9 protein-coding genes and 1 tRNA gene are annotated in these 11,423 nt (G+C 67.4%); 8 read left to right on the top strand and 2 right to left on the bottom strand.

Annotated features, from left to right (window positions below):
• The 4 genes from proS to ACILQR_RS12815 form a co-directional block, all read left to right on the top strand.
• Nucleotides 1-1,229, top strand: a 1,229-nt coding sequence (gene proS / locus ACILQR_RS12830) for a proline--tRNA ligase (protein ID WP_395651793.1), incomplete at its 5' end; no start/stop codon positions are given.
• Nucleotides 1,226-2,530 (top strand): lipoprotein-releasing ABC transporter permease subunit, encoded by a 1,305-nt coding sequence (locus ACILQR_RS12825; RefSeq protein WP_395651792.1) that lies wholly within the window; start codon nucleotides 1,226-1,228, stop codon nucleotides 2,528-2,530. The genes proS and ACILQR_RS12825, both read left to right, overlap by 4 nt.
• Complete coding sequence (locus ACILQR_RS12820) at nucleotides 2,523-3,224, top strand: ABC transporter ATP-binding protein (protein WP_395651791.1); 702 nt, start codon at nucleotides 2,523-2,525, stop codon at nucleotides 3,222-3,224. The genes ACILQR_RS12825 and ACILQR_RS12820 overlap by 8 nt, the downstream gene beginning before the upstream one ends.
• A gap of 124 nt (nucleotides 3,225-3,348) precedes the next feature.
• Nucleotides 3,349-3,873, top strand: a complete 525-nt coding sequence (locus ACILQR_RS12815; RefSeq protein ID WP_395651790.1) for a hypothetical protein — start codon at nucleotides 3,349-3,351, stop codon at nucleotides 3,871-3,873.
• A 23-nt stretch (nucleotides 3,874-3,896) separates the two neighbouring features.
• On the opposite strand, the gene ACILQR_RS12810 is transcribed toward ACILQR_RS12815, so the two are convergent.
• Nucleotides 3,897-4,013, bottom strand: a complete 117-nt coding sequence (locus ACILQR_RS12810) for a hypothetical protein (protein WP_271144152.1) — start codon at nucleotides 4,011-4,013, stop codon at nucleotides 3,897-3,899.
• Nucleotides 4,014-4,202: 189 nt separating this feature from the next.
• On the opposite strand from ACILQR_RS12810, the gene ACILQR_RS12805 reads away from it, so the two are divergent.
• The 4 genes from ACILQR_RS12805 (at nucleotide 4,203) to ACILQR_RS12790 (ending at nucleotide 10,471) form a co-directional block, all read left to right on the top strand.
• Entirely contained in the window at nucleotides 4,203-5,132 is a 930-nt protein-coding gene (locus ACILQR_RS12805) for a hypothetical protein (RefSeq protein WP_395651789.1), read from the top strand.
• 199 nt (nucleotides 5,133-5,331) lie between these two features.
• Nucleotides 5,332-8,793 (top strand): DNA polymerase III subunit alpha, encoded by a 3,462-nt coding sequence (gene dnaE / locus ACILQR_RS12800; RefSeq protein ID WP_395651794.1) that lies wholly within the window; start codon nucleotides 5,332-5,334, stop codon nucleotides 8,791-8,793.
• A gap of 85 nt (nucleotides 8,794-8,878) precedes the next feature.
• On the top strand, nucleotides 8,879-10,315 hold the full coding sequence (locus ACILQR_RS12795; RefSeq protein WP_395651788.1) for a M28 family peptidase: 1,437 nt from the start codon (nucleotides 8,879-8,881) through the stop codon (nucleotides 10,313-10,315).
• Nucleotides 10,316-10,387: 72 nt separating this feature from the next.
• A tRNA-Leu gene (locus ACILQR_RS12790) sits at nucleotides 10,388-10,471 on the top strand.
• A gap of 4 nt (nucleotides 10,472-10,475) precedes the next feature.
• Here the strand turns inward: ACILQR_RS12790 and ACILQR_RS12785 are convergent.
• A complete protein-coding gene (locus tag ACILQR_RS12785; RefSeq protein WP_395651787.1) occupies nucleotides 10,476-11,033 on the bottom strand; it encodes a hemerythrin domain-containing protein in 558 nt (185 codons plus the stop codon).
• Nucleotides 11,034-11,423: the final 390 nt, after the last annotated feature.

The following is an 11,423-nucleotide window of genomic DNA, read 5'->3' as shown; positions in this document are numbered from 1 at the left end:
CCGGGATGATCAAGCAGGAGGCCGCCGGCATCTATGCCTGGCTGCCGCTGGGCTTGCGCGTGCTGAACCGCATCGAACAGATCGTGCGCGAGGAGCAGGAGCGGGCGGGGGCGGTCGAGGTGCTCATGCCCACGCTGCAACTGGCCGACCTGTGGCGGGAGTCGGGGCGTTACGACGCCTATGGCCCCGAGATGCTGCGCATCACCGACCGGCACGAGCGCGAGCTGCTGTACGGCCCCACCAACGAGGAGATGATCACCGACATCTTCCGCAGCTTCGTGAAGAGCTACAAGGCCCTGCCGCTGAACCTGTTTCACATCCAGTGGAAGTTCCGCGACGAGCGCCGGCCCCGGTTCGGCGTCATGCGCGGCCGCGAGTTCCTGATGAAGGACGCCTATTCGTTCGACGTCGACGAGGCCTCGGCGAGGAAGGCCTACAACCGGATGTTCACGGCCTATCTGAACACCTTCGCGCGGCTGGGGCTGAAGGCCGTGCCGATGCGAGCCGACACCGGGCCGATCGGCGGCGACCTGTCCCACGAGTTCATCGTCCTGGCCGAGACCGGCGAGAGCCAGGTCTTCTGCGACCGCCGTCTGGTCGAGATGCCCGCCCCCGGCAACGACGTGGACTGGGACGACCTGCAAGGCGTCTTCGACGAGCGCACGTCCATGTACGCCGCCACCGAGGAAATGCACGACGCCGCCGCCTTCGAGGCCCAGACGCCCGAGGCGGATCGCCTGACCGCGCGCGGCATCGAGGTGGGCCACATCTTCTATTTCGGCACGAAATATTCCGCGCCGATGAAGGCCAGGGTGGCCGGTCCCGACGGCAAGGATACCGAGGTCCATATGGGGTCTTACGGCGTCGGTGTGTCGCGCCTGCTGGGGGCCATCATCGAGGCCAGCCATGACGATGCCGGCATCATCTGGCCCGACGCCGTGGCTCCGTTCGACGTGGTTGTCATCAACCTGCGCGCCTCCGACGAAGCCGTCAGCGCGGCGTGCGAGGATGCGGTCGCGCGGCTGGAAGCGGCCGGCAAGGTCGTCCTGTATGATGACACCGACGAACGCCCGGGCGGCAAGTTCGCTACCGCCGACCTGATCGGCGTGCCCTGGCAACTGACCATCGGTCCCAAGGGCCTGGCCGACGGCGTGGTCGAGCTGAAACGCCGCGCCACGGGGGAGAAGGTGTCGGTGGCGCTGGATCAGGCGCTGGAGAAGCTGGCTTGACGGACGCTTCCTTGGCCGCGAAGCCTGCCAAACCCGCCGGTGCCTTCTCCTCGTGGGAAATCGGCCTGGCCCTTCGCTACCTGCGCGCCAAGCGCAAGGAGGGCGGGGTGGCGCTGATCGCGATCATTTCCTTCTTCGGCATCATGCTGGCCGTGATGGCCCTGATCGTGGTGCTCAGCATCATGTCGGGCTTCCGTTCCGAATTGCTGGGCCGGATGCTCAGCTTCAACGGCCATATGTATGTCCAGGGCGCGGTCCTGACCTCGCCCGATCGGGACGCGGCCCTGACCCGCATCAAGGCCGTGCCCGGCGTCGTCAGCGTCAGCCCTCTGGTCGAGGCCCAGGCGCTGATCCGCGCGGGCGGCCAGACCACGGGGGCCGTCGTACGCGGCCTGCGTCCTCAGGATCTGGGGACCATGCAATACGTCTCGTCCAGCCTGTCCGATGAGGCCAGGGCCAGCTTCGGGCGCGGCTTCTACGGCGGCGACAGGGTGCTGGTCGGTCAGGCCCTGATGGACCAGATGGGCCTGAGGGTCGGCGACCCGATCAGCATCTATTCCCCGACCGGTGCCGACAGCGCCTTCGGCAATCTGGGTGGCCAGGAGAAGACCTATTTCATCGGCGGTGCCTATTCGTCCGGCACGGCCGACTACGACCGCGCCTTCATCTTCATGCCCCTGGAACAGGCCCAGCTGTTCTTCGGCAAGGAGGGACTGTGGGACGTGATCGAGCTCAAGGTCGACGAGCCGGACCGTGTGCAGGACTATCTCGCCCCCGTCCGTGACGCGGCCGGTGCCGGATCGCTCGTCACCGACTGGACCCAGCGTCTGGCCGCCTTCTGGGGTGCGCTGAAGGTCGAGCGGGTGGCCATGTCGATCATCCTGGGGATGGTCGTGGCCATCGCCGCCCTGAACATCATTTCCGGCATCGTCATGCTGGTGAAGAACAAGACCCGCGACATCGCCATCCTGAGAACCATCGGGGCCAGCCCGTCGTCGATCCTGCGGGTCTTCTTCATGGCCGGGGCGTCGATCGGGGTCGCGGGCACGATCGTGGGCCTGATCCTTGGGCTGCTGTTCTGCCTGAACATCGGGGCGATCCAGCATTTCCTGGAGTTCGTCTTCCAGACCCAGCTTTTCAACGCCGACGTCTACATGCTGGACGCCATCCCGGCCAAGGTGGACCCGATGGACGTGGTCTGGATCACCCTGTGGGCCGTCTTCATGTCCTGCGTGGCCAGCATCATCCCGTCCTGGCTGGCGACCCGGATCGATCCGGTCGAGGCGCTGCGTTATGAGTAATCCCGTCCTGAGCCTGCGCGGGATCACCCGCACCTATGTCACCGGGCGCGGCGAGCTGACCGTGCTGCGTGGTGTCGATCTGGACGTCATGCCGGGCGAGATCGTCGGCCTGATCGGGCCATCGGGGTCGGGCAAGTCGTCCTTGCTCCACGCCGCCGGTCTGCTGGAACGGCCCACCGACGGCACGGTGATGATCGACGGCGAGGATGTCGGCGCGCTGGACGAGCGGGCGCGCACGCGCATCCGCCTGAACCGGATCGGCTTCGTCTATCAGTTCCACCATCTGCTGCCCGAGTTCGACGCTCGCGACAACGTCGCCCTGCCGATCCGCATCGCGGGCCGTCCCCAGTCCGAGGCGCGGCGCATGGCCGAGGCGGCGCTGGGGTCGCTGGGTCTGGCCGAGCGGGTCCTTCACCAGCCGGCCCAGATGTCGGGGGGCGAGCAACAGCGCGTCGCCCTGGCCCGGGCGCTCGCCAACCAGCCACGCCTGCTGCTGGCCGACGAGCCGACCGGAAATCTGGATCCCACAACCAGCCAGACGGTGTTCGAGGCGCTCCAGAAGTTGGTCAAGGACACCGGCGTCGCCGCCCTGATCGCCACCCACAACATGGAGCTGGCCGGGCATATGGACCGCGTCTTCGCCCTGAAGGACGGCCATCTGGAAGAACGTCCGGCAGAGAGCCACGCCTACTGAGCCAAGGGTGGGCTGATCGATGCGTGGGCGGTCTGGATCGATCCCCGGGGTGTGGCGATCCGGTCTTTGCGGTTCGGCAGGGGCGGGCTTAGGCTCGCGCCCTCACCGTCGCCGGAGACCGCCCATGATCCGCCTCGTCCTGATTTCGGCCTGTGCCGTCACCCTGGCCGCCTGTCAGCAGCCCGCGTCCGAGCCCGCATCGGCACCCGTCGCCCCGGTGACGGATATCACGCCCACCGCCGCCGCCGACATCCCGCCCGAGGTCGTTGCCGTCGTACAGGCCGCGCGGCCGGGCTTCATCGTTGCCGAGGCCGAGCTGAAGGAACGCGAGGGTCGTCGCTACTATGACGTCGAGGGCACGCTGAACGGCGCCGAGATCGAGTTCGACCTGCTGGAAACACCCCAGGGCTGGACCGTGGTGGAGATCCAGCGCGACATCGCCTGGGTCACGGCCCCCACCGCCGTCCGCGCCGCCGCCGAAACCGCCCGCGCCGGTCTGACCCCCGTCCGCGTCATCGAAAGCACCCAGGCCGCCGACGGCGCGGTGATCTATGAGCTGTTCGCCGAGGGCAAGCCGGATGTCCCGTCGCTGGAGGTCCGCCAGAAGGACGGCAAGGTCGATGTCCTGAAGGAAGTCTGGCCGCACTGAGCGGCCGCTCCCTCCGCGAGTGGCTACTTCTTGCCGGGAACCTGGGTGAAGGGCGAGGTGCCCACGACCACGGCGGGCTTGGCCTTCTCGGCCTTGGGCTTCCGCGTTTCCTTGTTGCTGCGCACCTGACCCTTGGCCATGACCGAACCTCCATGCGCCGCCCGCCGGGAGGGCGAGGTAGGGCGTCTGGCGCTATCCTACAGGAGCGTCACGGCGGTGGCTAACGGAACCCGCTGAGCCGTACGGGCAGCGTGGACAACCCCGACGCGTTCAGGCCATTCTCTCAAAGCGCGTCCACGGCGGATCGCGCCACCGTTGCGGGATGCGCCATGTCGATGTTCGCCCTTGCCGGCATGATGCTGGCGCTGTCCGGCCAGACGACGCCACCGCAGGATAACACCCAACTGCCCGAGGTAGAGGTTCGCGGTCAGGCGGACAGGGACGCCGCTCGAGACTTCGTCGGACGGGTCGCGGCCCCAGCGACCAACCGGCGGCTGGCCCGGTGGCGCGGGCCCGTCTGTCCGGGCGTCGTCAATCTGCGTGCCGACGTCGCCCAGCCTATCCTTGACCGGATCGGAGACGTCGCAGCGGCGCTGGATGTTCCGGTCGGGCAGCCGGGCTGTCGGGCCAATCTGGTGGTCATCTTCACCAATGACGCCGACGGCGTGGCCCGGACCATGATCGACGACGATCCGCGACTGTTCCGCATCGGGGTCGGCGGTCTGGATCGGGGAGCCGCCGCCCTGGATCGGTTCAGGACCAGCGACAGGGCAGTACGCTGGTGGCAGCTATCCATGCCGATTGATCCGCGCACCGGAACCCGCGCAGCCCGCGTGCCCGGCGAGGACACCGGAATGGTCATTGATGATGACCTGGCCTTGGCACTAGGCGATAGCAGTGCATCCGACAGTGTTCTGGGGGCCGCGCCGGTGATCGCGATGACCAGTTCGTCGCGCCTGACCTCGCCCACAGTCGATGCCCTCTTCAAGACCATCGTGATCGTCGACGTGGCCCGGATCGGCGTCCTCGATGCCGGTCGGCTCGGTGACTACCTCGCCATGATCGGTCTGGCCCAGATCGACGACGAGGCCGAGACCGAGGGCTTCGACACCGTCCTGAACCTGTTCACCCTTGGCGGCGACGGCCTGACCGACTGGGACCGCGCCTATCTGTCCAGCCTCTACGGCGAATGGCGCGACCTGCGATCCGCCAACGGCCAGGCGGGTGCGATCGCCGGGGCCATGCGTCGTCAACAGTGAAATCCCCACAGGCCTGTTGACGAGAACACAAACAGAACATAGAACATTCCCGGAACACGCAATCTGGGGATAAGACGATGTCGAGGTGGGTCAGGGATATGCTGTCGCTTGCATCGTGCGGCGGCTTTGTCTGGATGGTCTGGCAGGCGGCGGCACTGGTCGCGTGAGTCGTTTTCGGCCTGCTCGCGAGGATCAGGCCATCACCGACACCGCCGGAAACCAGGGCTTCGTCCACCTCCGGGTCCGCTCGGCCTATTCGTTGCTGGAAGGCGCGATCAAGGCGGGCAAGATTCCGGGGCTGGCCTCGGGTGCCGGAATGCCGGCCGTGGCGGTGGCGGACCGGGCCAATCTGTTCGGGGCGCTGGAGTTTTCCGAGGCCGCCAAGGGGGCGGGGGTTCAGCCGCTGATCGCCTGTGCCCTGCCGGTCACCGGCATCGGCGGCAAGATCGCCGAGCGATGGGCCAAGGTCGCGACCGTGGTGCTGATCGCCCAGGACGAGGCGGGCTGGCTGAACCTGTCGGCCCTGTCGTCCTCGGCCTATCTCGACGCGGGAGACGACGAGCCGGGCGTGCCCTGGTCCAGGGTGGTCGCACATTCCGAGGGGCTGATCCTGTTGTCGGGCGGTCCCGACGGACCTGTCGATCCCCTGTTCGTCCAGTCAAAGCCCGCCGAGGCCCATGCGGCGCTGGCGACGATGGCCGAGGTCTTCGGTGATCGCTTCTACGTCGAACTGCAACGTCACGGCCTGCCCAGCGAGGCCCAGGCCGAACAGGGTCTGGTCGCCTGGGCCTATGACCATGACGTGCCGCTGGTCGCGACCAACGACGTCCACTACGCCAAACAGGCCCAGGCGCGGTCGCATGACGCCCTGCTGTGCATCGCCGACGGCGCCTTCACCGGTCAGGAGGATCGCCGCCGGATCACCGACCAGCACTGGTTCAAGCCGGCCGAGGCGATGCGCGCCCTGTTCGCCGACCTGCCCGAAGCCTGTGACAACACCATCGACATCGCGCGGCGCTGCGCCTTCCTGGTCAAGACCCACGCCCCCATCCTGCCGCGCTTCGACACCGGTGACGGCCGCTCCGAACCCGACGAACTGATGCACCAGGCCCGCGAGGGGCTGAAGGAACGACTGCGACAGGTCACCCCCTCCGCGCCCGAGGCCGACTACTGGACCCGGCTGGAGTGGGAGGTCGGGATCATCCAGCAGATGGGGTTCCCCGGCTATTTCCTGATCGTGGCCGACTTCATCAAATGGGCCAAGTCGCACGGAATCCCCGTGGGGCCGGGCCGGGGGTCGGGGGCGGGGTCGCTGGTCGCTTGGGCCCTGACCATCACCGACCTTGATCCCTTGCGGTTCGGGCTGCTGTTCGAGCGGTTCCTGAACCCCGAACGGGTCTCCATGCCCGACTTCGACATCGACTTCTGTCAGGAGCGGCGCGAGGAGGTCATCGACTACGTCCAGCAGCGGTACGGCCGCGACCGCGTGGCCCAGATCATCACCTTCGGCACGCTCCAGGCCCGCGCCGTGCTGCGCGACGTCGGCCGGGTGCTGCAGATGCCGCTCGGCCAGGTCGATCGCCTGGCCAAGATGATCCCGAACAACCCGGCCAGTCCCACGACGCTGGCCCAGGCGATCGAGATCGAGCCCCGGCTGAAGGAGGCACGCGACGCCGAACCGGCGGTGGCCAAGCTGCTGGCCACGGCGCTGGAGCTGGAGGGGCTGTACCGCAACGCCTCGACCCACGCGGCGGGCATCGTCATCGGCGACCGGCCCCTGGTCGAGCTGACGCCGCTTTATCAGGACCCGCGCTCGGACATCCCGGCCACCCAGTTCAACATGAAATGGGTCGAGCCGGCCGGTCTGGTGAAGTTCGACTTCCTGGGCCTGAAGACCCTGACGGTGCTGGACCGGGCCTCGACCTATCTCAAACGGCGCGGCGCGGCGCAGGATTTCAACCTGCTGCCGCTGGACGACACCCGCACTTATGAGCTGATGGCGTCGGGCCAGACGGTCGGGGTGTTCCAGCTGGAATCGCAAGGGATGCGCGACACCCTGCGCAAGATGCGCTGCGGCTCCATCGAGGAGATCACCGCGCTGATCTCGCTGTATCGCCCCGGCCCGATGGAGATGATCGACACCTATATCGACCGCAAATTCGGGCGGGCCGAGGTCGATTACCTGCACCCCTCGCTGAAGGAGACCCTGTCCGAGACCTACGGCGTCATCATCTACCAGGAACAGGTGATGAAGATCGCCCAGATCCTGGCGGGCTATTCGCTCGGCGAGGCCGACCTTCTGCGCCGGGCCATGGGCAAGAAGAAGAAGGAGGAGATGGACGTCCAGAAGGCGCGCTTCATCAAGGGTGCCTCCGAAAAATCCGTGCCGGAACAGCAGTCGGACACCATCTTCGAACTGGTGGCCAAGTTCGCCGGATACGGCTTCAACAAGTCGCACGCCGCCGCCTATGCCCTGATTTCGTACCAGACGGGCTGGCTCAAGGCGAACCATCCGGTCGAGTTCTTCGCGGCCTCGATGTCGCTCGATCTGTCCAACACCGACAAGCTGGCGGTCTTCTATCAGGACGCCCGCAAGTTCGACGTGCCGGTGCGCGCGCCCGACGTGAACCGGTCCTCCGCCGACTTCGACGTGGCCCAGGAAGACGACAAGGGCGTGGTCCTCTATGCGCTCGGCGCCATCCGCAACGTGGGTCTTGAGGCCATGAAGCACGTCGTCGAGGTGCGCGAGACCGGTGGGCGGTTCGCCGACATCTTCGACTTCCTCGAACGGGTCGATCCGCGCGCCGTGAACAAGCGGGCGCTGGAAGGTCTGGCCAAGGCGGGCGCGTTCGACACTCTCCACCCCAACCGGCGACAGCTGTTTGAACAGGCCGACGTCCTGATGGCCTATTGCCAGTCGGTCGCGGCCGAGCGCGCCTCGTCCCAGGTATCTCTGTTCGGCGCCGACCAAGCCCATGCCGCCCGGCCGCGGCTGAAGGCCGTCGAGCCGTGGATCGGGCCGGAACAGCTGGATCACGAACTGTCGGCCGTCGGCTTCTACCTGTCGGGTCACCCGCTGGAGGACATGGTCCCCGCGCTGAAGAGGAAGCGCGTCACCTTCGTCGCCGAGGCTACGGCCCTGGCCGAAAGCGGGCACGAGGCCTTCATGATGGCGGGCGTTGTGCGCCGTCGGCAGGAGCGGGCCAGCGCGCGCACCGGCGAGAAATTCGCCTTCGTCACCTTCTCGGACCCGACCGGCGAGTTCGAATGCCTGTTCCCGCCCGAGCAACTGCGCAAATGCCGGGAGGTGCTGGAGGTCGGCACCTCGGTCCTGGTCCGTATCCGCGCCAAGGCCTCGGACGGTGAGGTCCGGTTCTTCGGCGACGACGCCTCGCGGCTGGAGGCGATGATCGACGATTCGACGGCGGGTCTGCGCGTCCACGTCTCGGCGCGCGGCACGGACCCGGAGGCGATCCGCTCGCGGCTGGAACGGTCGCTGGCGACCGATCGGGGCGGCAAGGGTGGGGAGGTGTCGCTGGTCGCCTCGCTCGACGGCCGGCGCGAGGTCGAGCTGAAACTGCCCGGCCGCTACCGGCTGGACGGTGCCCTGCGCGGTGCGCTGAAGTCCGCGCCGGGTGTCCTGATGCTGGAGGACGCGTGATGGCCGGCCATAGTGGTGCTTCCCCGCTTTCCGCCTCCGCCCTGACCCGCTAAGCCCGTCGTTCGTCCTGTCCGGAGTCGCCCCCATGTCCGCCCGCACCCTGTTCGTCTCCGTCCTCGCGCTCGCCGCCGTCTGCGGCCTGTCGGCCCCGGCCGTCGCACAGGATGCGGCGACGATCGCTACGGCCGAGCAGCTGCGCGACCAGGTGCTGAGCCAGAACGTGGCGCTCGACTACGTCACCCAGCTGACGACCCGGTTCGGCCCGCGCCCTGCCGGTTCACCGTCGGAACAGGCCGCCGCCGCCTGGTCCGCCGAATATCTGAAGGGGCTCGGCTTCAAGAATGTCCGCATCCAGTCCTTCCCCCTGGTCGGCTGGGAACGGGGCGAGGAGAGCGCCGCGATCGTCGGTGAACACGCGCAAAGGCTGGTCGTCGCCGCCCTGGGCCACTCGATCGCCACGCCCGCCGGCGGGATCGAGGCCGAGGTCGTTCGCTTCACCACGCTCGAGGCCCTGATAGCGGCGCCGGCGGGGTCGCTGGCCGGCAAGATCGCCTATGTCGACGCGGGTCAACTGGTCGCCAATCAGGACGGCTCGGGCTACGGCCCCCTGACCCGCATCCGGGGCGCGGGGCCCAATGAGGCTGCAAAGAAAGGCGCGCTGGCCTTCATCATGCGCTCGGTGGGATCGGACGATCACCGGATGCCGCACACCGGCACGACCCGCTATGTCGACGGCAAGGTGCCGCTGCCGGGCTTTGCGCTGAGCGCGCCCGATGCCGATCAGCTCAGCCGTCTGTTGACCCTGGGCGAGCCGGTGCGCCTGCGCCTGTCATCCACGGCCCGCACCTATGAGACGACGTCCCAGAACGTCATCGCCGATGTGCCCGGACGGGTGCGGCCGGACGAGATCGTGCTGCTGGGCTCGCACCTGGACAGCTGGGACCTGGGCACCGGCGCCATCGACGACGGGGCAGGGGGTGCCATCACCATCGCGGCGGCCAAGGCCATCCTGGATCAGGGCGGGGCCGAACGCACCGTCCGTGTCGTCCTGTTTGGTGCCGAAGAGGTGGCCCAGCCGACCAATACCGGCAACGGCGGCGGGGCCTATCTGCGCAGTCTGACCCCCGCCGAACTGGCCGGTCACGTCTTTACCGGCGAGAGCGATTTCGGCGCCGACCGCATCTATTCGCTGGGCCTGCCGGTGGGGGCCCAGACGTCGGAGTTCGCGCGGATCGCCGGGCGGGTGCTGTTCCCGATCGGGGTCCTGCCGGCCGGTCAGCCCGAGCTCAACGGCGGCGCCGACATCGGGCCGATCGTACAGGCGGGGGTGCCCGTGTTCGGCCTGAACCAGGACGGGATCCGCTATTTCGACCTGCACCACACCGCCGATGACACCCTGGACAAGATCGACCCGGTCCAGATGACCCAGAACGTCGCCGCCTGGACCGCACTGGTCTGGCTGGCCGCCAATTCCGACGTCGATTTCCGCGCGATGAAGCCGGTGACCCCGCCGGCACCCTGAACCGAAACCGGTGGACGATCGCGCGCCGTGCAGGTAGCGCAGAAACGCCGCCGGAGGGTCTCCGGCGGCGTTGCGGGCGTGGCGAAATGGTAGACGCAGCAGACTTAAAATCTGCTTCCTCACGGAGTGCCGGTTCGAGCCCGGCCGCCCGCACCAGGCTTCAGTTCGGCGCGGCCGCCCCGTCGTCCGACCGGGTCATCATGGCCTTTTCAGTGTCGTCGCCCTCCATCGTCAGGGTGACGGCGGGCTTGCCGGCCTGGAACTCTTCCATGGCGGTGGCCTTGCGGGCGCGCATGGCGTCGGCGAGGGCGTCCATGTCGAGACCGGCGGCGCGGGCCTGGGCGAACATGCCTTCGGCGCGTTTTTCCTCTTCCTCGACGTGGTGCTCGATCGCTTCCGACAGCACCTTGACCTTGGCGTCGTAGAAGTCCTCGTCCGGGCTCATCGCCTCGATCTCGTTGATCAGCAGCTTGGCGCTGTCATGCTCGACATAGGCCTCGTCCAGCAGGTCTTCCTCGATCTTGCCGCGACAGGCCGGATAGAAGATCTCCTCTTCGATCGCGGTGTGGACCTTCAGCTCCAGACAGGCCTGATGGGCCAGGGTCTGCTTCTTCGACGGGCTGGTGGCCTTCTCGAAGGCTTCGAAAATCTCCTCGACCTTGCGGTGGTCGGCCTTCAACAGGGCGACGGCATCCATCTCTTCGTACGACTGGGCCATGGGGTGTCTCCTTGCACTGGCTGCTCAGAAAAAGCGGAGGGCGAACACCGGTTCCAAAGAGAACGACTCGCAGAAATCATTGAGGAATTGTCCAGTTCCGCACAAATGATGAGAGCCTGAATGCCAGATCGCTCTTGCCGGGACATGGCCATTCTCGTCACTGTCACGCCTGCGCAATACCGGCCCGGTACAGGGTCGGCCGAACCGAATCGCTGGAGCCCCCGCCTTGAACCTCGCGCCATTGATCGCCGCTGCCCTAGTCGCAACCCTGCCGGTCGCGGCTCAGGCCGAGACGCCGCGCGAGGCGTCGGCATCGGCCCAGCCCGCCCTGATCGTCACCATCGTCGTCGATCAGCTCGGAGCCAATCTGTTCAACCAGTATCGCGGACG

It is taken from the genome of Brevundimonas sp., assembly GCF_044239655.1.
In the GTDB taxonomy this organism is placed as follows: Bacteria; Pseudomonadota; Alphaproteobacteria; order Caulobacterales; family Caulobacteraceae; genus Brevundimonas.
This window is presented reverse-complemented; position numbering and strand designations above follow the sequence as displayed.

What these genes read in the sequence shown, in the direction of transcription:
- ACILQR_RS12820 (WP_395651791.1), top strand. Translation starts at nt 2,523, where the DNA reads ATGAGTAATCCCGTCCTGAGCCTGCGCGGGATCACCCGCACCTATGTC.
- ACILQR_RS12815 (WP_395651790.1), top strand. Translation starts at nt 3,349, where the DNA reads ATGATCCGCCTCGTCCTGATTTCGGCCTGTGCCGTCACCCTGGCCGCC.
- ACILQR_RS12810 (WP_271144152.1), bottom strand. Translation starts at nt 4,013, where the DNA reads ATGGCCAAGGGTCAGGTGCGCAGCAACAAGGAAACGCGGAAGCCCAAG.
- ACILQR_RS12805 (WP_395651789.1), top strand. Translation starts at nt 4,203, where the DNA reads ATGTCGATGTTCGCCCTTGCCGGCATGATGCTGGCGCTGTCCGGCCAG.
- ACILQR_RS12795 (WP_395651788.1), top strand. Translation starts at nt 8,879, where the DNA reads ATGTCCGCCCGCACCCTGTTCGTCTCCGTCCTCGCGCTCGCCGCCGTC.
- ACILQR_RS12785 (WP_395651787.1), bottom strand. Translation starts at nt 11,033, where the DNA reads ATGGCCCAGTCGTACGAAGAGATGGATGCCGTCGCCCTGTTGAAGGCC.